Genomic DNA, 23,643 nt, shown 5'->3' on the forward strand with positions numbered 1-23,643 from the left:
GTCAGTGACCGCTTACTGGCACATCACCCGACCAGCCAGCGGGCCCCGGCTTGGCGGCCTCCAGCTGCACCAGACTGATGCTGCGCTCCCAGAATCCCCCCTCGCAATAGGCGAAGTAGAAGTGCCACAACCGGATGAAATCCTGGCTGTAACCGAGCTTGGGCAGCTCGGGCGCCAGCGCCAGAAAGCGCTCGCACCAGTGAGCCAGTGTGCGGGCATAGTGATGGCCGTGATCGTGCAACCGCACCAGCTGCATGTCGGTCTCCCGCGCCAGCAACCCCGCCATCTGGGAGACGCTGGGCAGGCAGCCACCGGGGAAGATGTAGCGCTGGATAAAATCGACCCCGCGCAGATACTGGGCATGACGCTGATCGGCGATGGTGATGGCCTGAATGAGCAGACGACCACCGGGCTTGAGCAGCCGTGACAACTGGCGGAAATAGTCGGGCAGGAAGGCGTGACCTACCGCCTCGATCATCTCAATGGAGACCAGCTTGTCATAGGTACCCTCCAGCTTGCGATAATCCTCCAGCAGCAAGGTGATGCGATCCCCCAGCCCCTCCCGCGCAATCCACTCCTTGGCATAGTCGTGCTGGGCCCGGGAGATGGTAGTGGTGGTCACCCGGCAGCCATAGTGGCGGGCGGCATAGACGGCGAGGCCGCCCCAGCCGGTACCGATCTCCAGCAGATGATCGTCAGGCCCCAGTTCCAGCCGCTCGCAGATGGTGCGCAGCTTGGCCTGCTGCCCCTCTTCGAGGGTGGCCTCGGCGCTCGGATAGATGGCGCTCGAGTACTGCATATGGCCGTCGAGAAAGCCCTGATAGAGGGTATTGCCGAGATCGTAGTGGGCGGCGATGTTGGAGCGCGAGCCGGTCAGAGTATTGCGGTTGAGCCAGTGGCGCACCTTGTTGAAGGGAAAACTGAGCCAGCCGAGGCGCCGCTCGAGGGAGTCAAGCAGGGTCAGGTTGCGAGCCAGCAGCCGCACCAGTGCCACCGGATCCGGGCTGGTCCAGAGCCCCTCCACCCAGGTCTCCCCGGCGGCAATGCTGCCCCCCAGCAACAGGCGGCGATAGAAGGCCGGATCCTGCACCACCAGTTCGGCATGCAGATCGGTGCCCGCCACGCCAAAACTATGGCGCTCACCGCCATCCCGCAGCAGCAGTTGACCATGTTCGAGACGACCCAGCAGTTTGAGCAGCAATTGCCTTGCACTTTTATCGATGAATGAGGCTGAGAGGGTTGATTGAGCAAGTTCCATTAGCGGCTCTCCGGATGGGTAAAAATCGGGGTTCGTTTGATAAAAAGACGCAGGGCCTGCCAGTAGATCCCGAGCAGCACCTTCATGGTCATCCAGGGCCAGCGGGCCAGCAGGGCCACCAGCCCCTTGCGCGACAAGGGTTCGCGAGTGAGCGCCAGGGTTGCGTCAAACAGCTTGGCTTCACCGGATACGGGATGACTCTCGATGTGGATCAGTGTCTCCTGCGCGGGCGGCCTGATGCGCCAGTGATAACGCATCGCCAGCCCCATAAAGGGGGAGACGTGAAAATCCTTGTCATGGGGCGCCAGCGCCGCCAGATCCAGCAGGTAGTAGTGACGCTCGTTCCAGGGAGTGTTCGACACCTCCGCCAGCAGATAGCGCGCCTCGCCCTGCCGGTAGCAGAAGTAGAAGTTGACCGGACTGAAGTAGAACCCCAGACAGCGCACATTGCCGAGCAGCAGTACCCGCCCCTCATGATCGGCATCGCCACCCAGTTCGCTCACCTTCTGCCACACCGCCTGCTTGAGGCCCCCCTCACTGCCCTTGAGATAGTCATGGCGGTGAAACGAGAGCAGCCCCGCTCGCTCAACCCCGAACCAGCGCCCCTGATCGAGCTGCGGCAGCTCGTCGAGATCCAGTCCCAGCATAAAGAGGCTGTAGGAGAAGGTGTGGGCCCGCGGCGCAAAACGGCGATGGCGCACCGAGCCCTGCCAGATGGCGCTGGTGACACCTGCCAGTTCATCAGCACGCTCATGTTCGGTGGCCACGTTGGCGCCATTCATAGCTCGGCCCCGAAGCGCCTGGCGACATCCAGCGCACTGCGCACCCCATCCTCGTGGAAGCCGTTGTACCAGTAGGCGCCGCAGAAGTGGGTGTGCTGCTGGCCGCAGATCTCCGCCCGCCGCTGCTGGGCGGCGATGGAGGCCTGATTGAACACCGGATGGTGGTAGACGAAGCGGCGCAGCACCTTGCTCTCATCCACCTTGCCCTTGGGATTGAGGCTGACGCAGAAGGGCTCTGGCGAGTTCACCCCCTGCAGGATATTCATGTTGTAGCTCACCAGCGGCCGCGCCTCGTCGTTGCCATCGAGCTGATAGTTCCAGCTGGCCCATGCCTTGCGGCGGGTAGGCAAACAGCGGGCATCGGTATGGAGCCAGACATCGTTGGCCTGATAGGGCATGTCGCCGAGGATGGCCTGTTCCCGCTCGCCGGGATCTGCCAGCAGCGCCAGCGCCTGATCGCTGTGGCAGGCGAAGATCACCTCGTCAAACCGCTCCTCGCCATAACTGCTCTGGATCACCACGCCGTCCGCGTCCCGCCGCACGCTCTGCACCGGACAGGCGAGGCGGATCTGCGACTGCCAACCCGCGGTAAGGGGGCCGATATATTCCCGCGAGCCACCCGGAATCACATACCACTGGGGACGATTGGCCACATCGAGCAGGCCGTGGTTGGCAAAAAAGCGCAGGAAGAAGCCAAGGGGGAAGGCACGCATATCGGCCAGGGTCGATGACCAGATCGCCGCCCCCATCGGCAAGATGTAGTGGCGGGCGAAGTAGTCGCTAAATTCCCCCGCCAGCAGAAAGTCCCCCAGCGTCAGCTCGGGGCCCGCCCCCTGATGTTGACCATCGGCCAGCCAGGCCCGCGCCTCCCGATTGAAACGCAAGATCTCGGCGACGAAACCGTAGAAACGGGGGCTCAGCAGATTGCTGCGCTGGGCAAACAGGGTGTCAAGGTTGTGGCCGTTATACTCCAGCCCCTCCGGACTCTTCACCGAGAAGCTCATCTCGGCCGGTTGCCGCGCCATGCCGATCCGCGCCAGCAACTTCAAGAAGTTGGGATAGGTACGATCGTTGAAGACGATAAAGCCGGTGTCGATGGCATAGCTGCGGCCAGCCTGATTCACATCGACAGTGGCTGTGTGTCCCCCCAGAGTCGGCGCCGCCTCGAACAGGGTTATGTCATGGAGTTTGTGTAGCAGAAAACCGGCGGTGAGCCCCGAAATCCCTGAACCGACGATGGCGATCTTTCTCTTCATGAATGGCTTCCTTTCGATACGAGTGCGCGGCCAAGGCGCAGCCAGAGCCCCACCGGCAACGCACCAAGCAGGCGCAGCAACCAGATGAAACGGCGGGGAAAGTGGATCTGGTGACGACCAGCGGTCAGCCCGTCCATGATGGCGCTGGAGGCCTGCTCCACCGTCACCAGACAGGGCATGGGAAAATCATTTTTGGCGGTCAGCGGCGTCTGGACAAAGCCGGGACGGATCAGGGTCACCCCAATCCCTTTACTGGCCAAATCGAGGCGCAAGGTATCCGCCAGATAGTCGAGGGCCGCCTTGGAGGCACCATACGCCTCGGCTCGCGGCAGCGGCAGCCAGCTCACCGACGAGCTGACGATGGCTAGCCGTGATCCCGCCCCTAACAGCGGCAAGAAGGCGGCCAGCGCATGGCCGGTGGCGGTCAGATTGGTGTCGATGACACGGGCAAACAGATCGCTGTCAAACCCCTCCGCCACATCCATGTACTCGCAGTTGCCTGCGTTGAGGATCAGCAGATCTAGGGGGGGCAGGGTGGCGACTACCCCGCGCATTGCGGCCAGATCCCGGGCATCGAACTGCAGCGGGGTGACGCCTGCTTGCGCCAATTCCTGTAACCGCTCACCATCGCGGCCACAGCCCCACACCTGCCACCCGGCCTGCTGGTAGTCCAGCGCCAGCTGACGACCGATCCCTGAGCTGGCGCCGGTGATCAATACGCGTCCATTCATGAACCCAATCTCCCTCTGATCGCTCGCACCACTGAGCCCAGTAGCGGCAACTGCTCGTAGAGCATGGCGCCAAGATCAAAATAATCGCGGTGCATAACTACCTTACCAAGCTTGTCAAAGGTGAGTCGAGTGGCACCTTCTACCGTAACCGTCTGACCGCTAGCCAGCCGTGGATGAGAAAAATGCATTATCCAGCTGAGCCATGCCTCCTGCCCTTGCTGCTGCTGACTGGTGATCTCGAAGCGGCAGTAGGCGAGGCGCTGGTACATAGCGGAAAAATAGTCAGTAAGCGCTGCCAGCCCATCGATACGGTGGGCCGGATCGGTAAAGACCACCTGTTCGGCATAGACCTCGGGCAAGCGGTGCAACTGCTGTTTGTCCAATTGCTGATAAAGGCCAATAAAGCGGGCCAGCGGCTCGTTCATCCTATTTCTCCAGAGAGCGAAACATCTCGATGGCTCTCACCCGGGCAACGGCGTGATCCACCATGGGTGCCGGATAATCCTGTCGCCCCTTGAGTCTCAGCCAGTCGTGGGGCTGATGCACATAAGCGGCAGGAATATCGGCCAGTTCAGTTACCCAAGTACGGATAAACTCCCCTTGTGGATCAAATCGTTGCCCCTGAGTAGTGGGGTTGAAGACCCGGAAATAGGGCGCCGCATCGGCGCCGGTACCCGCTGCCCACTGCCAGCCACCGTTGTTGGCTGCCAGATCTCCGTCGATGAGCCGACTCATGAAGTAATCCTCCCCGAGCCGCCAGTGGATATGGAGATCCTTGGTGAGAAAACTCGCCACTATCATCCGCAGCCGGTTGTGCATCCAGCCGGTGGCGTTGAGGCAACGCATCGCCGCATCGACGATGGGGTAACCGGTACGGCCCTCGCACCAGGCGGCGAAGGCATCCGGATCCCAGCTCCACGGCAAGGCTGCCGTCTCGGGCTTGAAGGGGAGATTCATGGAGAGGGTCGGGATCAGCACCAGCAGGTGGCGATAAAACTCGCGCCAGACCAGCTCATTGAGCCAGACAAAGCCGGGCTGGGCCTTGGACTGGGGCCGATAGCCAAGCCGCTGCTGGAGCTCCGCCACACACTGGCGCGGGCTGATGATGCCCGCCGCCAGATAGGGGGAGAGCACGGACGTGCCCGCGATGGCAGGAAAATCCCGGGTCTCGCCATAGTCGAGCACCGCCTGCTCCAAAAAGTCATTCAGACGGCGGCTGGCCTCGGCCTCCCCTACCGGCCAGCGGGGGTCTGCCGTCAGCTCGCCGAGCGCCTCATCAACCCACGCCCGTTCGGCCAGCGGCTGCCACGGCAAGGGCTCGCCACGGGGCGCAGGGGCGCGATGAATGACAAAACCCTCCTCATCGAGAGCCTTGAGCCAGGCGCGACTGAAAGGGGTGAAGACCTTAAACATCTCCCCCGAGCCGGTCAGCACCCGCCCCGGCGGCAACACGCAGCAGCCGTTGAGCCAGTGACAGCTCACCGCCTGCTCTGCCAACGCAGCGCTGACGGAATGGTCGCGGCGCTGCTCGTCTATCTCGATGGCCTGATTGGCATAGAGCTGGGTCACCCCCAACTCGCGGCTGAAGTTCGTCAGAGCTGTGGGCACCTCGGCAAAGGTCTCCACGCGCAGCAGATGAAGCGGAATGCCGAGCGCCGCCAGCTCGCGCCCCAACTCATCCACCTGCGCCAACATAAAGCGCTGGCGGATGGGGGCCATTTTGTGCAGCCGCCACTGGGTGGGGGAGACGATAAAGAGTGCGGCCACCGGCTCATCATCGGCGCAGGCACTCTTTCCACAACAAGCGCGCAGCGCCGGGTTGTCGGCAAGGCGCAGATCGTTGCGCAACCAGACCAGCTTCATGATTTTTTTCTCCCGCGTCCGCTGGCGCCAGCCGAAGCAGGTGCGTCCACCATCAGCTCGGCAAGGCTCGCCCGCCAGCCGTGGGCTTGCAGCCACTCGTCGTCGTAGAGGCGCCCCAACTCGCCAAACAGGCGCGTGCCTGCGGGCCACCCGGCGGCCAGCTCCAGCTTGCCAAGCCCAACCCCCAGCAGTACCAGCCAGGGGGTGACGGCACGTCCTTCCAGCAGGCTGACATGGCGAGGTTCGACCGCTCCCAGCAGTTGCACCTCATAGCCGTGACCGATCAGCTCGTAGGCGGCCCAGACCAGATCGAGCGGGCCGACCTGTCCCCAGCTCGCCAGCGTGATCGGCACGCCCTTCTCCTGCTCGATCAGGTGGCGGGCGAAGCGGGTATGCAGCCAACCCAGCCACACCTGTTGCAGCAACTCGCCATCAGGCCGCTCGCGCCACAGCCCCAGCAGCCGCTCCACCAGCGGTTGCAGTACCCGGCTGCGCACCAGCTCGAACGGGTAACTCGCCAGCAGGTCGTTAAGCTCGGCCTCTGCCTTGCGCTGGTTGAAGGCGAGCAGCGCCTGACTGAATTGCTCCAGGGTCTGCTGCCAGTGATCGCTCACCGGTTCGGAATGGGGTTCGCTCAAGAGCCCCTTCACCTGCCCGATACTCACCCCCCGCTCCAGCCAACTCAGGATCTCGCCGATCTGGCGAATATCCTGTTCGCTGTAGAGGCGGTGGCCCTTTTCGGTACGGGCCGGCTGCACCAGCCCGTAGCGGCGCTGCCAGGCACGCAGGGTGACGGCGTTGACGCCGGTGAGGCGGGAGACCTCGCGAATGGGGTAGATCCCCTCATCAGCCATAGGAGCAACTTCTTGCGGTAAATCAGACATGACAACGTCCATCAAACAGAGGGGTCAAGCTCCCCGGCGCAAACCATGCACCGGGGCAACAGAACGGATTCAGAGCCCGTAACGCAGCTTGAGCGTGTCGGGGTGAAGGTCGAGATAGACCTGCTCGACCGCACAAAACAGCATTCTCAGAGCCCGTAGCGCAATTTGAGCGTATCGGGGTGCGGATTGAGATAAACCTGCTCAGCGAGATAGGGATTGGGGTACTCGCGCAGGTAGTGACGGATCAGAGTGAGCGGCACCAGCAAGGGGAAGATGCCGGTGCGGTACTTGTCGATGGTATCGGCAAGCTCCTGCTTCTGGGCTGGGGTCAGCACCCGCTTGAAGTAGCCCTGCAGGTGCATCAGCACATTGGTATGGCTGCGGCGGTTGGCCCGCAGGGTCAGCGCCGTCATCAATCCCTTGATGTAGTTGTCGGCCACCTCCTGCAGGTTGGCGGACTTGCCCAGATTGCCGAGCAGCTTGCCAAGCGCCCGGTAGTGGGTGGTGGCGTGGGAGAGCACCAGATACTTGTAGCGGGAGTGAAAGCGGATCAGCGCAGAGGCGGTGATGCCACGGGCGCAGAGCTGCTGCCAGTCGTGGTAGGCAAAGACCCGCAGCACGAAGTTCTCCCGCAGGATGGGGTCGCACAGGCGGCCATCCTCTTCGACCGGCAGCAAGGGGTTGGCCTCCATCAGCGCCTTGGCAAACAGGCCGATCCCCTCCTTGGCGCTCCCCTCGTTGTTGGCGCCATAGACCTTGACCCGCTCCATGCCGCAGCTGGGGGATTTGGCACAGAGGATATAACCGGAGATAAAGTCGAGCTGGCGGGCTTTCTGCTCGCTGAAGGCAATCAGCTTTTCGGTGACATCGAAGCTGCCGTTGCTCGCCTCGGCGCGGATCTCGCCGTGGCGCTTGACCAGCCGGATGGCGGCGCGGGGCGCCCCGAGACCAATAGCCATCTCGGGACAGACGGGGTGGTAGTCAAAGTGAGCGCCAAGATCCCGTTCGCAGAAGCTGGAGCGCTTGTGGCCCCCGTCGAAACGCACCTCTTGTCCCAGCAGGCAGGCACTGATACCGACTTTAATCTTGTACATGATGACGCTCCTTGTATAAGCATTGATTAACTTATAGCAGTTATACAAAGAAATGGAAGTTGTATAACTATTTGCGACTGATACGACACAAGGAGAAAAAAGGGATCACCGGAAAAAGAAAAAACCATGACCGAAGTCATGGGTAAAAATGGAAGCACGACAGGAAGGATGATTAGACGCCGGGGAAAAACACATTGTTGTTCAGATAGTCGGATTTGGTGTGCGCCTAGGTGGCGGACCCGTTGCTAGCGAGCGGGTATGGCATCATTGTGCGGCCAAGTTCCCGGCTTGCCGAGCGGCAAGCTGTTGCAGAACCCAGTCAGATGTAAGCAGATATTGCAGGGGATGTCAGCGGCAACACGTTGCCGGCCCAAACGGTTTGCATGGGCCGGAACTGCGCAAAATCAGCGGAAGACCACTTCGTCAATTTCGACCCGCACCAGTGGCTGGCCGGTCAATCCGGCAGGACGGGGGATCTCGAGGGCCAGCGATGGACGGGCTTGCCCCTTGCGCAGATAGGTCTCCGGCAGGCGGTTCTCGGCAACCCAGAAGCGGGCCTCCTGACGGCTCAGCTGTACGCCGTCAGCACTGAACAGGGTCACCATGCCGCGCACCCCGACCACATTGCGATTGCCGGTATTGCTCACCATAAAGGTCAGCAGCAGCGGGTCAGATCCCTCGATCTTGTCCAGCTTGACCACCACACCGTCGCGCGCTATCTGGGCGAGCAGTTCCGGATTGGCCTTGGCCTGATCGGTCAGCACCGGAGCAGCGACCGCCACCACGGCCCCCGCCTTCTCATCAGCCGCCACGCCCTGCACGGGTTCTGCCGGTTTGACCACCAGATACTCCCAGGTGAAGTTATCGTTGAGCTGAACCTGCCGGCCATCGGGCAGCGTCACCTGAGAAAGAGGGGCCGCCTGCGCCAGTACGGGGGAGAGGCACAGGGCAATCAGCAGATGGGAGAAGGGTTGCATAGGGCGAAGCTCAGTAACGGGTGGAAGGGCGACAGTATAAACAGTCCCGTTGCCCCTTGCCTATGACAGCACTCACGTTCTGGCACCCGCATCGCCCGCCCGCAGGCTAGATGGCGAGATCGTGCCGCTCTTTGTGCGCCATATCCAGAGTCACCAGATCGAACTTGCTCCCCTTGAGGGCGGACAGAATATCCGATTGCATATCAAAGGCCTGCGCGCGCTGATGCTCGGGCAAACGCACCCGGGCCAGGGTGGTAGAACAGTCGCACAGGGTATGGAAAAAGACCTGTGCCTCGTCCAGCCCCATGTCGGCCAGCATCTGTTCAGCCTGATCCACCATCTGCAGATAACGCAGCTCCAGCATCCGTGGATTGGTGAAGCGATTGCTCAGGCAACCGTTGCTCCCCTTACCCCAACGACCGAGCCGACGCTTGTTGAAGCCATAGCGAAAATCGCGGCTCATCACCCCGTTGTCGGCAAAAAACCAGATGCTATTGGCCGGCAGGGAACCGAACTGAGCCAGATAGTGATCACGCTCCTCCACCGATGCAGGGACCAACAGAGGCAGATGAGCCCATTCCGGACGCGTCTTAACATGCTCACCCATGTGGCGAACTGGGTCGATCAGCCCTTCAACATTTGGCAGGCGATCGCAGAAGACAATCTCGTCGCTCTTGATGACCCTGTGCTCGATACCATAGCGCTGACAATAACGCCGGGTACGGGCCACTTCGCTGCGACTGCGGGTCGGGTTATCGAGGGTAATAGCGTGGATTTTCACGCCGGCAGCGCGGCACAGATCGATGCTGTAGCAGGATTCCAACCGCCCCGAAAAAGAGACAATCAACTCGTCATAATCCGCCAATCGCTCAAGTAATAGCTGCTCCCTAGCCTGAAAAGAGTGGTCATATCCCTGATTCAGTACAACTATATTGGCACCCATTAAACGGCTCCAGGATGATGAACAGGTGCATTATTGTGGGGGGGAAAAGCTGAATAAACCCTGAAAAGAGTCAGGTTAAAATTAAAACTTTATAATTATTTCCTGTGATCCTGCCGACATATCTTCATTTTCGGCATCATAAATTCGCAATTTTGCCTGATTAACCCGATGAGCTCGCAAGAAACCTTGCGCCTGATCCAGCGAGGTAAAGGTCAGCCGCCCTCCCTCGCTGTCGGTCAGGCAGAGGCACGCCCCTTCCGCCTCGATACAGAGCTGATAACCGCTGCCATCCTTGCAGGCGATGATCAGCGTCGCCTCGGGATAGCGACTGAGCCAATTGCGAAACCGGCCATGCTCCATAACGCTCCCACAGGGGCATTACCCCTTGTCATTAACGGGAAAACAGCCCAGCGCAACCAGTTGTTGGCGACAACTCACCGCATCGGTGAAGACGATCCCGTTGATGCTAAGGGCCTCAGCCGCCGCAATATTGGCGGGACTGTCATCGATGAAGATACACTCTGCCGGTTTCAGATCGAACGACACCAGCAGATAACGGTAGATATCCGGCTCCGGCTTCATCATCCGCACCCGCGCCGATACCACCTTGCCGCTGAAGAAGCGCCAGAACGCCTGATGCTGCTCCAGCCAGTCGATACTGGCATGGCCCATGTTGGAGAGGGCATACAGAGTGTGCCCCGCTCCATGCAACTCGGCTATCAGAGTTAGCATAGCGGGATCTGGCAGCAGGGAGGCGGGAACGGCCTGTAAAATGGCCAGATTCTCCGCCGCCGAGAGGCCGGTGCGCACTTGTGCTTCGCGGGCCATGGTGTGGAGCGACATGGTGCCTCTGTCCACCTCCAGCCAGTCCGGGTGGTTAAAGAGCTGTTCTGCCACCTGTTCGGCCCCTTGCGAGCCACGCACCGAGCGCACTATGCCCACCGGATCCCAACTCACCACCACCCGCCCCAGATCGAAAATAATCGCCATCGTCTTTACCTCCCCCACTGCGTTGTCGCCGCAAAAAAAGAGCCAATAGAATATTGTTCATACGCCATTTTCTTAACCGGATACCCTGCCCCCATCCCCGCCTGCGGGCAAGTTTTACTTGCATCAGACCGGCAAATCCCTTAATGGTTAGGGCGTTACCATAAGGACTTTGACCATGCAGCCAACATTCTTCTTTGCTTTCTCGTTTATCCGGCCCGTTTGAGGGAAGGCCTGTCGTCGTGTGAACAGAACGCAAAGACGAATCGAGCCTCCCCTAGCGGAGGTTTTTTTTTGCATTAATATCAATCGATTACTTGGATAGGGAACAATCATGGCAACGCTCGACGAGATCAGACAAGACATCACCCGGTTGGATCAGGAGCTGCTTGCCCTGCTGGCGAAACGCAAGACCCTCAGCATCGAGGTGGCCCGCGCCAAGCAAGCCAACCCGCGCCCCATCCGGGACCACCAGCGGGAGCAGGAGCTGCTGGTCGCCCTGATCCAGAAAGGGCGCGTGCTGGGGCTGGATGCCCAGTACATCACCCGCATCTACCACACTATCATCGAGGACTCGGTGCTCTCCCAGCAGGCCTATCTGCAGAGCCTGCTCAACCCGGGACAGCAGGAGCCGATGACCAGCGTCGCCTATCTGGGGCCCCGCGGTTCCTACTCCAGCCTGGCCGCCCGCAAATATCTGGCGCGCTACAAGGATCAGGTGATCGAGGTGAACTGCCAGAATTTTCGCGAAGTGCTGGATGCGGTGGAGTCGGGTCGCGCCGCCTTTGGTGTGCTGCCCATCGAGAACACCAGCTCGGGCTCCATCAACGAAGTCTATGACGTGATGCAGCACACCAGCCTCTCCATCGTCGGCGAGCTCACCTACCCCATCGAGCACTGCATTCTCACCGCCGTGCCGACCGAGTTAAGCCGCATCAAGACCTTCTATGCCCATCCGCAGGTATTCCAGCAGTGCTCTCACTACCTGAGCAAACTGGAGGGGGCCCGTCACGAGATCTGCGACTCCTCCTCCAGCGCCATGATGAAGGTGAAGGAGCTGGCCAGCCCCGAGGCCGCCGCCATCGGCAGCGCCGCCGGTGGCGAGCTCTATGGCCTGGATGTGCTGGCCGAGCAGTTGGCCAACCAGAAAGAGAACTACAGCCGCTTTATCGTGGTGGCGCGCAAGCCCATCGACGTGGCGCCGCAAATCCCGGCCAAGACCACCCTCATCATGTCCACCTCCCAGAAGCCGGGCTCGCTGGTCGAGGCGCTGCTGGTACTGCGTAGCCACGAGATCAACATGACCAAGCTGGAGTCCCGTCCGGTGCAGGGCAACCCGTGGGAGGAGATGTTCTATCTGGATGTCTCCGCCAACCTGCAGACCCCGGCGATGCAGGCCGCACTGGTGGAGCTGACCAAGATCACCCGCTATATCAAGGTGCTGGGCTGCTACCCGAGCGAGGATGTGAAACCCACCACAGTACCGCCGGTGCTGATGGGGAGCTAAGCCCACAACGACAAAAGGCGAGCACCCTGCTCGCCTTTTTTTGATGCCTGCGTTGATGCCTGTTTTCAGGTCAGGCAATCAACTCAGAACTGACCGGCCATCAACTGATTGATGTTGTAGAGGGCGCGGGTATCGAGCTCCATCTCGGTGGCATAGGTGTTACCACGGGGATAGGAGGCCACCACCCGGGCACCGCGCACCACACCCGCCACCGACACATCCAGCGAGTTGGAGATCTGGGTCAGATCGCGGTAGCTGCTCTGGCCACGCACCTGCTGACCGTTGAGTTGCTCGGCCAGCTCGCGATAGGCATCCATCTTGGAGGCACGAATGGCTTGCAGCATCTTCTCCGACTGGGAGGGGCCAGGCTGGATATCGATCACCGCATAGCCCACCGCCTTGAGTACCGGAAAATCATCGGGCTTGCCACCCCGGGTGTAATCCACCACCCGGTTACCGCTGCAACCGGTGAGCAAGAGTGCCAACAGGCAACCAAACAGGATCTTCATGACTCGCTCCTCACGGGGTCAGGTTAACCAGATGACCGCCCGGCCGCGCCTGACTGTCACGCATCAGATAACCGCGATTGATCGATGCCCGACCAAACGAGTTGTTGGCACCGAACAGATATTTTTGCGGGATCAGGCTCTGGGCCGTGGTCTCCACCATCTTGGTGCGCATGTCGATAACGCGGGCGTTGACCAGGATCCCCTTGCTGTTGCGACTGAAAGTGCCGACCAGAATGCGAGAGATCGGCAAACGGGAAGAGAGATCCTTGTAGTTGCGGCTCAGCACGAAATCCCCCTGCGGCGTCACCTTGATGCTACCGGTCAGTTTGAAGTCCACCACCACCTCGCCGCGGCGGTTGAGCTCGTAGATAAAGCTCTCTTCAATCTGCTGCCCCATCCAGTTGGTATCTTGCAGGGTATCGAGATCGACGAAAGAGGCCACCGCGATGGGCTCGGTCAGGGTGGTCAGCGATTTGCGCTCCATCAGCTGTTCGGTCATACGGGCCACCAGCCAGTTGAGCTCCATCCCCTGCGCCGCCTGACGGGGGTCACCCTGATCCCGATTGATAGGGTCGGAGCCGCACCCGGTCAATGCCAGGGCGAGCGCCAACGCCATGATGAGTTTGTTCATGGATACCTTTCCTGTATCTGCACCTGACTTATTATCGGACGCGCCAGACAAAGCTTGAGCCGGGAATGAGGCATGATTCTTGCTTTTTAATGGTCATTGTCAGCGCCAGTGTGCGCTGCCACCCGGAAAGTGTTGTGATCCATGTCGGCCAGCGGATGCCATTTCCTCAAAATGGCTCGGCTGCCCGCCAACTCAAGGTATCTGCTATGAAATTACCGCTGCTGTTGACCCTGCTGCTGGCCAGCCTGAGCGCCCGCGCCGAGCTTATCGAAGCACAGGGCAGCGCCGCCATTCTGGGGGGCGATGAAGTCTATGCCCGTGAGCAGGCGACTCGCGACGCCCTGCGTCAGGCCTTGCTGGCCAGCGGCGCGGCTGTTTCCAGCGTCCAGCGTCTGGAAAATGGCAGCCTGCGCTCCGAGCAGATCCAGATCCGCTCCGGCGGTGACATTCGCCAGTATCGGCTCAAGCGGGAAGAGGTGCGCAACGGCCGCATGTACATCACGCTGGTGGCCGACATTCAGGCCGAGCGCCAAATCTGCCAGACCCAGCACTTCGCCAAGGATTTGACACTGGTCAGGCTACGGATGCGCTATCCGGATCAGGCCAGCTATGGCGCCATGGACGATATGCCGGAAAACCTCTCGCGACGGCTGTTCGAAACCCTCGCCAACGCACCGCAAGGGGTCGCGGTGCGCCAGTGGCTGGATGAAAACCTGCGTATCGATCCGCTGCATTTGCAACAGGGGGATCGCAGCGCCCTTGAGGAGATCAAGGCGCTTAGCCTGCGTACCGACAGCCAATATCTGGTGCTCGGCAGTATCGACGATCTCTCCATCGAGCCACAGGGCAACCAGCTGACCAGCTGGTATGAGGACCCCGTGCGCAACTTTCGCATGCAGCTCTACCTGTTTGACGGCATCAACGGCAGCCTGGTCAACCGCAAGGTCTACGAAGGGCGCGCCACCTGGACCTTTGGCAAGCGGGAGCAGGTGGGCAGCAGCAGCGGCCAGTTCTGGCAGTCGAGCTACGGCCAGGAGGTCAACTACCAGTTGCAACAAGCCGCTCAGGATCTGGTGGCCCAGCTCACCTGTGCCCCGGTCACCGCCCGGGTGGTAGGCCAGAACGAACGCGGTCCCTACATCAATCTGGGGCGGCGCAACGGCGTCAAACTCGGCGATCAGTTCCGCATCCAGCACAACGCCGACTTCATCGACCCCTACGGCAAGTCGCGCATGATGCGCAACCCGGCCGACGGCCTGTTCGAGGTGGTACAGGTATTCGACGATGGCGCCATCATCAGCAGCCAGAACAAATATTCACCGTTTAACATCCAGAATGGGGATTTGGCAGTATTGGAATAAGAATCAAGGGTTTAAAAGGGAGTTGCTTCTTGTATAATGCCCGCCACACAGCTCCCGTAGCTCAGTAGGATAGAGCGGTCCCCTCCTAAGGGACAGGCCACTGGTTCGACTCCAGTCGGGAGCGCCATATAAAACAAGGGGTTAGCATCATCATGATGCTAACCCCTTGGTCATTTTTGGCCCCATACCCCTCTCCGTACCCCTCCAACGAAGTTCATTGTCTCACTAAAAGTGACCGATAAGAGATGCTTATTCACGCGCACTTAAACATCAAATGATTATCATTATAATAATTTACAGATATATATTATCTCCATGAACCTACCCAAGGGACTGCTCTGTGCAGTCCCTTTTTCATTGGAGATTTCTCATGGCTCACCTGATCGATACGATGGCCTACACCGGTCAAACGCCCTGGCATGGCCTTGGCAATGTCTTACCCCCGCAACAATCTCTCGATATCTGGCTACAGGCAGCCGGGATGAATTGGACTATCGAGCAGAGCGACGTGATGTTTAACGTCGCCTCCGATGCACTCCATATCCGCCCCTACAGCGACAGCAAGGTACTTTATCGCTCCGATACCCTTGCCCCCCTATCGGTGGTCTCAAGCCGCTACAACGTGGTACAGCCTCACGAGGTGCTGCACTTCTATCAAGACCTGGTGGAAGCTGGTGGCTTTGAGCTGGAGACTGCAGGCTCGCTCAAAGGCGGCCGCAAGCTGTGGGCACTGGCTAAGACCGGCCAGGATCTAAAACTCAAAGGCAATGACTTGGTAAAGTCCTATCTGCTGTTGGCGACCAGCTGCGATGGCACACTCTGCACCACGGCGCAGTTCACTTCGCTGCGGGTGGTATGCAACAACACCCTGCAGATGGCACTGCGCGGTTCGACCGGTGCCATCAAGGTGCCCCACTCCACTCAGTTCGATGCTGCTGCCGTCAAAGAGTCGCTCGGACTGGGGATCTCCCATTGGGATGAGTTCAAAATCCAGAGCAAGGCGCTGGCACAACGGCCCGTCGCCCCCGAAGAGGCGCTACGCTTTTTCAGCGACTTGCTGGCGCAACCGCTGGATGAGGAGAGCATCATTCTCACCAAGCCGGTACAACGGCTGCATGAGCTCTATCAGGGCGCGGGTATGGGCTCAGAGCTTGCCAGTTCCCGCAATACAGCCTGGGGGCTGGTCAATGCGGTCACCGAATACGTGGATCACCACCGCCGTGCCCGCAGCCAGGATCACCGGCTCGATTCCGCCTGGTTTGGTCAAGGCGCCCAACTCAAATCCCAAGCCCTGAATCAGGCACTCACTCTGCTGCAGTAATTCCGCTTCCCCATTCAAACCGCATAACGACCTCCCCCGGACTGGCACAAGCCAATCCGGGCGTAGCCATTTATGCCGTCAACAAGGAATAGTCATGAAAGCAAAAACCAAATACGGCCAAGCCCTGCGGCTGGCCTCCACTACCCAATTAACCCGCGAGCAGTGGCTCGCTATCCGCAAACTCGGCATTGGCTCCTCCGATGCCGCCGTGGCAGTGGGGCTCTCCCCCTACAAATGCCCGCTCAGCCTGTGGTTGGAGAAGACTGGCCGCAAGGAGCCGGAAGATATCTCCCATAAGGAAGCGGTGCTGTGGGGCATCGAGCTCGAACCTGTGCTGGCACAGGTCTATGCCAAGCGCACAGGCTACAAGGTGCGCCGCGTCAATGCAGTGCTGCAACACCCCGAACAACCCTTCATGCTCGCCAACCTCGATCGGGAGGTGGTCGGCCACCCCGATGGGCCGGGCATTCTGGAGATCAAGACCGCCAGCTATCACAGCGCCCCCCAGTGGGAGGAAGGCGTGCCGGTGGCTTACCAGTGTCAGGTACTGCATCAACTGGCCGTTACCGGCCATGCTTGGGCCGAAGTGGCAGTGCTGATCGGCGGCCAGGATTTTCGGATTTACCGCATCGAGCGCGATGAGGAGAAGATCCAGGATCTCACCGAGCGGGAAGCGCAGTTCTGGCAGATGGTGCAACAAGACCAGCAGCCCGAGCCTGACGGCTCGAGTGATGCCGCTAATACTCTGAGCTGGCTCTTCCCCCGTGACGATGGCCAGACGGTGGATCTCTCCGATTCTCCCGAGTTCAACCAGCTGTTTGGCGAGCTATTGCGATTGCGTCAGCAAAAGGAAGCTGTCGAGCAGCAGGAGTCACAACTCAAGCAGCGGCTACAAGCCACTTTGGGTGAAGCGACAGCCGGGCTGTTTGCCGACGGCAAGATCACCTGGAAGCGCAGTAAAGACCGGCTGGCACCGGATCTGGATAAGCTCGGGCAGGATCATCCCGACTTGCTCACCCGTTACGTCAAACCGGTGCCAGGCGTGCGCCGCTTCACCATTCAACCCTTGAGGCAAACACCATGATCAAAGGACTGGCGATTACCCCGCCCGTGATCGGACGGATCTGCATCGGCAAGCTGGTGCAAAAACAGGATAAGTGGGTGCCAGAGAAGGACGACAGCTTCACCCTCACCACTCAGGTACAACAAAAGGGGGGATGGTTACTCCATCCCCTGCACCAACACTACTCATCGCAAAAGAGTGGCCAAGGTCAGGAGCAAACCAAGATCCGCGCCATTCCGGTGCGAGTGCTGTTCAACGACAGCGACTTGAATCTGCGGGCGGAATACAGCGCCTTTGACCGGCAAACCGGCAGGCCGCTCTGTGTCGGGAATGGGGAGGTGGCAAGACGAGTGGGGGCACAAGGCATGGAGGAGGTCAGCTGCTCTGGACCAGAGCGCTGCGCCTTTGCTGGCCAACAGGGCTGCAAGCTGTACGGGCGACTGAACCTGTTTGTGGAGGGGCAAGGGGATGAGCTGGGCAGCTTTATCTTCCGCACCACCGGCTACAACTCGGTACGCACCCTGGCGGCACGGCTGAAGTATCTGGAGGCTGTGAGCGGTGGCCATACCCGTTATCTGCCGCTCACCCTGAGGCTGCGGGCCAAGAGCACTGCCCAGTCCTACCGCACACCGGTCTACTACGTGGATTTGACCTTACGGGAAGAGACCAATCTGACCGAGGCCGTCAGGCTGGCACAGGAGGCCGCCCAGCGTGACCAAGAAGCGGGGCTCGCCATCAACCAGATGGAGCAGGCCGCTCGTGAGCTGCTGCGTAACGGCCAGTTTGAGGATATCGATGAAGAGGTGCCGATGTTACTGGAGGAGTTCTATCCCGAAACAAACAGCGACGAGACGGCGAGTGGAAACGTAGGGGCAGTGGAGGTTGCCTCGCACAACGCACCGCAAAGCCAAGCAACCAGAACGTCACAGAGGCCGCAACCAAGAAGGAGTCCGCTCACCAACAAATTGGGAAAAGGGACCCCATCCCCTCCCCCAGTAAATGGCGGGTGATCAGCGGGAACGAGCCAACCACTCCACCAACCGTTCTACCGTTTCCAGCAACAGGGTTCGGTCTGCATCATCAAGCCGAGCCAGTTGCTGGCTTAGCACAATGCCCTGCTCGGTCGGGCGGTTGCTGGTCTCGCGCAGAAAATCCGCCAGCTCATGAAGAACTGCAAAAGGCGAACACCAACTTAATAGCAGGCCAATTTAATTGCGATTATTCAGGCGACCGAGGTGTTTGCTCACAACCAGGTCACTCGGCTACCTGTATCCACCTTCACCCCCCAGTTTCATCAACCCCTGAAGATCACCGTGAGCAATAATTAGTCCGCTCAGAAAAAACAAAGCCAAAGGGCGTCACCATTACGGTGACGCCCTTTTTCATTTCCAATTCTTGATGAGGATCATCACCCCATGACACGACATTTCATTATCGGCGATCACTTGGTAACACCGCAGCCTGAAGGCCAGCATCATGGCCTCTTTGTTGGCCATGACCAGATCATTCACTGTCTACCATTAACTTTTGGAGAGCACTCAGGCCAACTGACGTTGACCTCGTTGGCGCAATTCAGTCAGCACTGCGCTATTGAGGTCAAGCCCCATGCCATGCGCCTGTTCAGTCGAGAGGAAAGCCTGACGCGGGCTTACGCCCGACTCAATGAAGGTGAGCAAGGTCAGCCCTTTGCCAGTGGCGAGCAGTTTGTTACCTGGTGCATCGAAGGGCTTGTGCGCCCCCCCAGGTTGCTGCAAACCGCTTTAGCAACGGTGGTGGCTGCCGAAGTCGCTCGTCACACGTTAGGCAAGGCGGCCACCAGTGCAACGGCAGGACTTGCTGCCAGCACCCTAGCCACAACGGCTGGCGGTAGTGGCGCAGCTGCAACGGTAGTATCGGTGACCGGTATTGCCACAGCCCCATTGTTAGCACCCCTTGCCGTGGGTGCCGTCGCAGCCTATGGCGTCAGCAAGCTGTGGGATTGGTTAAACGACTGACCCATCACTTCAAAGCAAAAGCAGGGGGCTCCCCCCCTGCTTGAACTCAATGAGGAAACACCATGACCATTCCCTTTTTCCGGGACGGCTTTGCCCTGCCCGTAACCCAAGCATTGTTGGTTCTGCTCAACCAAGAGGTCGCTAACACCGAGCTCAACCTTGAGCGCTTAACCCAACTGACCTTCAACTTTCGCAACCCCGGCTACAGTGCCGAGCAAGGCGGCGTGCACCCGGTCGAGATCCGCCTGATCCGTGGGCTCGATGGCTGGTTGTTCGATTACGTCACCGACTTTAGCTACCAGGGGCGGGGCCATGATGCCGAGCTCTGCAAGGAGCTCGATTTCAACTTCCTCGATGGAGAACACACCATGCTGGGCTGGGGACCGCTGCGGCTGGCCGAAGCGCGGGAGTTGTTCGACATCTGGCAGAGCAACTTTATTGCCTACTGCCGGTTGGAATGCTTCAGCGTCACGGTCGCAGGAGATTAGGAGGACACGATGAGCCAAGAATTAGCGCTCTCCCACTACTCACGTCAGTGGTTGGGACAAATCACCACCAACGCCAAGATAACACCCACCAGCTGTGGTCAGCGTTGGCTGCTGCACCTGACACCGGATAGCCAACAAGCCAGCACAGTCACCTTACAAGTGCGCTGGTCTGGCGTGCAGTGGCAACTGATCTCCCTCACCAATGCTGAGGACTGGCACACCATAAGCCAGCCGAGGGATGAAATCTGCATCGACCCCGAACGTCGCTGTTTCTGGCGCAGTCAAGCAGGACCCGTGCCACTCACCGAACAACCCCGCGTACTGGCCAACTTTCTGGCCGACCTGCAACGCATCTGCATTCATCGCGGCTATGCCGTGGCGAGTGACCCCATCCCTGACAAGGAGACCGAAGATGATTAACGCTGTGCTCGCCATCGAGCTGGAGGCTTATCTTGAGCATGATGGTCAGATTGAAGCAGTGCATGACCAAAGCCAGCCGGTGGACGGTTACGCCCTCTACCTGCGCTATGAAAACGAACGGGGTGACGCACTGGCGCAATGGCTGTGCGATCACCCGGATCACTACTGGCTAACACGGGTAGGTAACTTGCTCGCCACCAGTTACCACATTCCGCTGCACGACTACACCCCGCTCACCCTGGCGGCCAGAACACCGCCAACCAAGCCTGCGGTCACCCCCCATTCAGTAACCCATTAACCAACTACCTCGCCTACCCTGCCGCATCCCACGCGGTGGGGCGATGGCGTATGGAGCACCATCATGTTGCATCACAAACTGATCGCCGGGGAGATCCCCGGTACCTATCGGGTAACTGACCTTGTCACCGACGACGACCTGCTCACCATAGCCCAAGCTGTTGCCCGCAAGAAACTCGCCAAGGGCGTTGCCATCACCGATAAAAACTTGGCCCATCAAGCCCTGCAAGGACTGCTGCAAACACGGGATCGCGAAGTTTTTGCGGCACTGTTCCTCGATAACCAACACCGGATCCTGGCCTACGAGGAGCTGTTCCTTGGCACCCTGTCCGCTGCGACCGTCTACCCGCGCGATGTCGTCAAGCGGGCACTGCACCACAATGCTGCCGCTCTTATGCTGGTGCATAACCACCCGTCGGGATACCCAGAACCCAGCCGGGCAGATATCGAAATCACCCAACGATTGCAGAACGCGTTGGAGCTAGTCGATATCCGCACCCTGGATCACCTGGTTGTCGGCACTGAGGGGTGGTGTCGCTGGCAGAGAGAGGATATTGCTAGCCCTGCCGATACTCGACGGTGATGCTTCATATGTGCTCCAAAACGCGACATGTGTATCTATTCAGTATCGTCACTCCTCCCTGAAATCCCTACACTGGGGGCCTCCCAGATAGGTGCTAACCACTGACTTCTGGGTACATCGGTTTTGCGGCAGATTGCCGTGCATATCGCAATTTTCATCTCTTCTAAGTCAAGCAATCCGTCGTTGCTGGTTGTGCTTATTCATCACCTCAGACTGTGAGCTGCTCGGCAATTCGCAACATCGTTTCAGAAATCGAGTTGGGTCGGCTTGTGACACATCGACAAAGGAGTAGGATGCTGCCCTCAAATAAATCAAGGATTAATAATCATCCATGCCAGGGAAACAGAGCATGAGACCTAACACTATGAAACATCTGCAAAGTTCCGCTCAGGGTGCCCTTGTCGGGTTGGCCGTGGGAGATGCGCTCGGTACGACTCTTGAATTCAGCCAGCGAGACTCTCGTCCTGCATTGTTAGATATGATTGGCGGTGGCCCATTCAAGCTGGCGCCCGGTCAGTGGACTGACGACACCAGTATGGCGTTGTGCCTGGCAGACAGCTTGCTGAATTGCCATCGCCATGACCCCATCGATCAGCTTGAGCGTTATGTTCGCTGGTGGCGCCAAGGGGAGAATTCTGTCACTGGCCACTGCTTTGATATCGGTATGACTGTGAGTCGCGCACTGCAGTGTTATATGGACCAACATGAGCCCTATCCTGGCCTGCAAAGTGAACACAGTGCGGGTAATGGCAGTCTGATGCGACTGGCTCCCATCGCCATTTTCTATAGCAGTTACCATTCATTGCGTGATGAGAAAGCCGCGCTGTCGAATTTGGTGGAAATGGCGCGTCGCTCATCCATGACGACGCACCGACATCCTTTGGCGGTGTCGGCGTGTCAGGTCATGAGCCTGTTTATTGATCATGCCATGGCAGCATTGGCGCCTGATGAAAACGAACAACCGTCACAGCACAGTAAGAGGTCAGTGCTGACTCTGTCAGACCTCGAGCTGAGCTTGCTCGGTACCTTGCCGGCCGAAATCGCGGCCATCGTAGCAGGCAGTTATCGTAATAAGCGCCGTGATGAGATCCGCAGCTCGGGTTACGTGGTGCATTCGCTTGAGGCTGCACTTTGGGCTTTTTGGCATAGCCAGAGCTTTGCCCAAGGGGCCTTGCTGGCCGCCAATCTCGGTGACGATGCCGATACGGTTGCCGCTATCTATGGACAGTTAGCCGGCGCTTACTATGGCATCGATGCTATTCCAGCCGAGTGGCTCAAGAAGCTGGCGTGGAGTGAGCGTTTAATCGGTCTTGCCGCCACACTATCAGATCGCAACCTGCACCGTGTGCCTCAAGATGATGAGTTGCTGGTATTGCTCGAAACCATGCAGCGAAGTGCACAGGACGATACCACGCATCAGGGCTCTCTCTTTCTGGAATTGGTCTACGAGTGTGGTGTGATGCAGCCTGACGGTATGACGGCACCAATTGCCAGGCAGGTATTTGGGAACGGGGTGAGTTGCAGTGAGGCGTTGCTGGCTGAATCGTTACTCTGGGGTAGGGAAGAGTGCTGTTGCCTGCTCGGTGCGCTGGCGCGGGCATCCCGCTTTAACAGTTTTTGTGGATCCGATGGTATCGCGGTGGACATCGAGAGTGGAGTGATCCCGGTGATCCTGCTGCGCTTGGCCACATTGCTTGGTACCACGTTTCATCACCCCTATTTGCCAACCGACGTGGTGGAGATCCCCGCACCATGAATACTCCTCGCAATCTTATCTTCATCGGTGATGTGCATGGGCGTGCCGACAAGCTGGAGTCACTGCTAACAGCACTTAACTTTGACGCTGCCGATCCCCACTCTCGTGCCGGTGATAGCCAGTTGGTGTTTGTCGGCGATCTCATCGACAACCGTGATACCAGCAATGTGGATCATCTGCGCATCCTCTCACTGGTCAAGGATCTGTGTGAACGCGGGTTGGCCTATTGCCTCATGGGTAATCACGAATTTAATGCTGTGGGTTTTTGGGCCACGCATCCTGAGAGCAACGCCCCCCTGCGTGAGCACAACGAGAAGAATCGTCAGCAGCATCAGGTGTTTCTGGATGAGGTGGGTGAGCAAAGTAAGCAGCATCAATCGTGGATCGAGTGGTTCAAGGCGCGCCCGTTGTTTCTCGATTTTGGCCCGTTGCGAGCCATCCATGCCTGTTGGGATGAACGTGCCATTGAGCGGCTGCGCCCTTATCTCGATGACACGAATGCGCTGAAAGAAGAGCACTGGGTCAACGCCTTTGACCGCCAGCATGAGCTTTTCACGCTATGTGAAGTCGTGCTCAAAGGTCCAGAAGTTCCGCTGCCAGAGGGGCACCATTTCCTCGACAAGCATGGTGTGCCGCGTCACCACATTCGGGTGCGCTGGTGGAAGGAAAATGCCACCACTTACCGTGAGTTGGGTCAGGTGCACGATGCGGCCGTGGACAGTTTGCCTGATCTTCCACTCTCAGACAGCAACCAGCCGCTCGCACAAACGGTGCCCGTCGTGGTGGGGCACTACACACTGGGTGGTCAGCCAGCACAGCTCGGCCGGCAGGTGATCTGCGTAGACTACAACGCCGCCCATCCGGATCACCCCCTGGTGGCTTGGGAGTGGTCGCTTGACCGTCCTTCACGCTTTGTCGTGGCACCTCCGGTTTAGCCG

General features: G+C 59.2%; 25 protein-coding genes, 1 tRNA gene, 2 pseudogenes and 1 other annotated feature. Of the genes and pseudogenes, 13 read left to right on the forward strand and 15 right to left on the reverse strand.

The window, feature by feature from the left end; genetic code table 11:
• Position 1 precedes the first annotated feature (1 nt).
• The 12 genes from NMD14_15080 to NMD14_15135 all read right to left on the reverse strand — a co-directional run bounded on the left by NMD14_15080 (position 2) and on the right by NMD14_15135 (position 10,778).
• Complete coding sequence (locus NMD14_15080) at positions 2-1,258, reverse strand: cyclopropane-fatty-acyl-phospholipid synthase family protein (GenBank protein XEI32070.1); 1,257 nt, start codon at positions 1,256-1,258, stop codon at positions 2-4.
• A complete protein-coding gene (locus NMD14_15085; protein XEI32071.1) occupies positions 1,258-2,040 on the reverse strand; it encodes a DUF1365 domain-containing protein in 783 nt (260 codons plus the stop codon). The genes NMD14_15080 and NMD14_15085 overlap by 1 nt, the downstream gene beginning before the upstream one ends.
• Positions 2,037-3,296, reverse strand: a complete 1,260-nt coding sequence (locus NMD14_15090; protein ID XEI32072.1) for an FAD-dependent oxidoreductase — start codon at positions 3,294-3,296, stop codon at positions 2,037-2,039. Before NMD14_15090 ends, NMD14_15085 begins: the two co-directional genes overlap by 4 nt.
• Positions 3,293-4,027 (reverse strand): SDR family NAD(P)-dependent oxidoreductase, encoded by a 735-nt coding sequence (locus tag NMD14_15095; GenBank protein XEI32073.1) that lies wholly within the window; start codon positions 4,025-4,027, stop codon positions 3,293-3,295. The genes NMD14_15090 and NMD14_15095 overlap by 4 nt, the downstream gene beginning before the upstream one ends.
• Entirely contained in the window at positions 4,024-4,452 is a 429-nt protein-coding gene (locus tag NMD14_15100) for a nuclear transport factor 2 family protein (GenBank protein ID XEI32074.1), read from the reverse strand. The genes NMD14_15095 and NMD14_15100 overlap by 4 nt, the downstream gene beginning before the upstream one ends.
• 1 nt (position 4,453) lies before the next feature.
• Positions 4,454-5,890: a deoxyribodipyrimidine photo-lyase gene (gene phrB, locus NMD14_15105; GenBank protein XEI32075.1), complete on the reverse strand. Its 1,437-nt coding sequence runs from the start codon at positions 5,888-5,890 to the stop codon at positions 4,454-4,456.
• Positions 5,887-6,774 carry a MerR family transcriptional regulator gene (locus NMD14_15110; protein ID XEI32076.1) on the reverse strand — a complete coding sequence of 296 codons (888 nt, stop codon included), beginning with the start codon at positions 6,772-6,774 and terminating at the stop codon, positions 5,887-5,889. The genes phrB and NMD14_15110 overlap by 4 nt, the downstream gene beginning before the upstream one ends.
• 146 nt (positions 6,775-6,920) lie before the next feature.
• Positions 6,921-7,868: a DUF523 and DUF1722 domain-containing protein gene (locus NMD14_15115; protein XEI32077.1), complete on the reverse strand. Its 948-nt coding sequence runs from the start codon at positions 7,866-7,868 to the stop codon at positions 6,921-6,923.
• Between the two features lie 404 nt (positions 7,869-8,272).
• Positions 8,273-8,845, reverse strand: coding sequence for a DUF3157 family protein (locus NMD14_15120; GenBank protein ID XEI32078.1), 573 nt, complete (start codon positions 8,843-8,845; stop codon positions 8,273-8,275).
• Positions 8,846-8,951: 106 nt separating this feature from the next.
• Positions 8,952-9,788 carry a hypothetical protein gene (locus NMD14_15125; protein ID XEI32079.1) on the reverse strand — a complete coding sequence of 279 codons (837 nt, stop codon included), beginning with the start codon at positions 9,786-9,788 and terminating at the stop codon, positions 8,952-8,954.
• Between the two features lie 81 nt (positions 9,789-9,869).
• Positions 9,870-10,148 (reverse strand): DUF6482 family protein, encoded by a 279-nt coding sequence (locus tag NMD14_15130; protein ID XEI32080.1) that lies wholly within the window; start codon positions 10,146-10,148, stop codon positions 9,870-9,872.
• A gap of 18 nt (positions 10,149-10,166) precedes the next feature.
• A complete protein-coding gene (locus NMD14_15135) occupies positions 10,167-10,778 on the reverse strand; it encodes an HAD family phosphatase (protein XEI32081.1) in 612 nt (203 codons plus the stop codon).
• Between the two features lie 171 nt (positions 10,779-10,949).
• Positions 10,950-11,071 (forward strand) — a sequence feature (Phe leader region).
• 38 nt (positions 11,072-11,109) lie between these two features.
• Between NMD14_15135 and pheA the strand changes: the two genes are divergently transcribed.
• Positions 11,110-12,282 carry a prephenate dehydratase gene (gene pheA, locus NMD14_15140; protein XEI32082.1) on the forward strand — a complete coding sequence of 391 codons (1,173 nt, stop codon included), beginning with the start codon at positions 11,110-11,112 and terminating at the stop codon, positions 12,280-12,282.
• A gap of 83 nt (positions 12,283-12,365) precedes the next feature.
• Here pheA and NMD14_15145 read toward each other — a convergent pair whose 3' ends face one another.
• Together NMD14_15145 and NMD14_15150 are read right to left on the reverse strand one after the other, a co-directional pair.
• Positions 12,366-12,791 (reverse strand): LPP20 family lipoprotein, encoded by a 426-nt coding sequence (locus NMD14_15145; protein ID XEI32083.1) that lies wholly within the window; start codon positions 12,789-12,791, stop codon positions 12,366-12,368.
• A gap of 10 nt (positions 12,792-12,801) precedes the next feature.
• A complete protein-coding gene (locus NMD14_15150) occupies positions 12,802-13,422 on the reverse strand; it encodes a FlgO family outer membrane protein (protein XEI32084.1) in 621 nt (206 codons plus the stop codon).
• A gap of 206 nt (positions 13,423-13,628) precedes the next feature.
• Here NMD14_15150 and NMD14_15155 point away from each other — a divergent pair, with 206 nt between their 5' ends.
• The 5 genes from NMD14_15155 to NMD14_15175 all read left to right on the forward strand — a co-directional run bounded on the left by NMD14_15155 (position 13,629) and on the right by NMD14_15175 (position 18,177).
• On the forward strand, positions 13,629-14,783 hold the full coding sequence (locus NMD14_15155; GenBank protein XEI32085.1) for a flagellar assembly protein FlgT: 1,155 nt from the start codon (positions 13,629-13,631) through the stop codon (positions 14,781-14,783).
• A 50-nt stretch (positions 14,784-14,833) separates the two neighbouring features.
• Positions 14,834-14,910 (forward strand) — tRNA-Arg (locus tag NMD14_15160).
• Positions 14,911-15,153: 243 nt separating this feature from the next.
• Complete coding sequence (locus NMD14_15165; protein ID XEI32086.1) at positions 15,154-16,104, forward strand: DUF932 domain-containing protein; 951 nt, start codon at positions 15,154-15,156, stop codon at positions 16,102-16,104.
• Between the two features lie 94 nt (positions 16,105-16,198).
• Positions 16,199-17,188 (forward strand): YqaJ viral recombinase family protein, encoded by a 990-nt coding sequence (locus NMD14_15170; GenBank protein XEI32087.1) that lies wholly within the window; start codon positions 16,199-16,201, stop codon positions 17,186-17,188.
• Positions 17,185-18,177 (forward strand): hypothetical protein, encoded by a 993-nt coding sequence (locus NMD14_15175; protein XEI32088.1) that lies wholly within the window; start codon positions 17,185-17,187, stop codon positions 18,175-18,177. The genes NMD14_15170 and NMD14_15175 overlap by 4 nt, the downstream gene beginning before the upstream one ends.
• Here NMD14_15175 and NMD14_15180 read toward each other — a convergent pair.
• A pseudogene (locus tag NMD14_15180) lies at positions 18,178-18,330 on the reverse strand (transcriptional regulator). It abuts the gene before it with no gap.
• Positions 18,331-18,582: 252 nt separating this feature from the next.
• On the opposite strand from NMD14_15180, the gene NMD14_15185 reads away from it, so the two are divergent.
• From NMD14_15185 to NMD14_15215, 7 genes and pseudogenes are all read left to right on the forward strand, one after another.
• Complete coding sequence (locus NMD14_15185) at positions 18,583-19,161, forward strand: hypothetical protein (GenBank protein ID XEI32089.1); 579 nt, start codon at positions 18,583-18,585, stop codon at positions 19,159-19,161.
• A 62-nt stretch (positions 19,162-19,223) separates the two neighbouring features.
• Complete coding sequence (locus NMD14_15190; protein XEI32090.1) at positions 19,224-19,649, forward strand: DUF2787 domain-containing protein; 426 nt, start codon at positions 19,224-19,226, stop codon at positions 19,647-19,649.
• A gap of 9 nt (positions 19,650-19,658) precedes the next feature.
• On the forward strand, positions 19,659-20,069 hold the full coding sequence (locus tag NMD14_15195) for a hypothetical protein (GenBank protein ID XEI32091.1): 411 nt from the start codon (positions 19,659-19,661) through the stop codon (positions 20,067-20,069).
• Positions 20,062-20,367: a hypothetical protein gene (locus tag NMD14_15200; GenBank protein ID XEI32092.1), complete on the forward strand. Its 306-nt coding sequence runs from the start codon at positions 20,062-20,064 to the stop codon at positions 20,365-20,367. The genes NMD14_15195 and NMD14_15200 overlap by 8 nt, the downstream gene beginning before the upstream one ends.
• A 63-nt stretch (positions 20,368-20,430) precedes the next feature.
• Positions 20,431-20,927, forward strand: a pseudogene (radC, locus tag NMD14_15205) (DNA repair protein RadC).
• A gap of 386 nt (positions 20,928-21,313) precedes the next feature.
• A complete protein-coding gene (locus tag NMD14_15210; protein XEI32093.1) occupies positions 21,314-22,705 on the forward strand; it encodes an ADP-ribosylglycohydrolase family protein in 1,392 nt (463 codons plus the stop codon).
• On the forward strand, positions 22,702-23,640 hold the full coding sequence (locus NMD14_15215) for a hypothetical protein (protein XEI32094.1): 939 nt from the start codon (positions 22,702-22,704) through the stop codon (positions 23,638-23,640). Before NMD14_15210 ends, NMD14_15215 begins: the two co-directional genes overlap by 4 nt.
• The last annotated feature ends 3 nt before the right edge of the window (positions 23,641-23,643 follow it).

Origin of the sequence: Aeromonas veronii, assembly GCA_041319085.1 — a bacterium.
Classification (GTDB): Bacteria; Pseudomonadota; Gammaproteobacteria; order Enterobacterales; family Aeromonadaceae; genus Aeromonas; species Aeromonas veronii_F.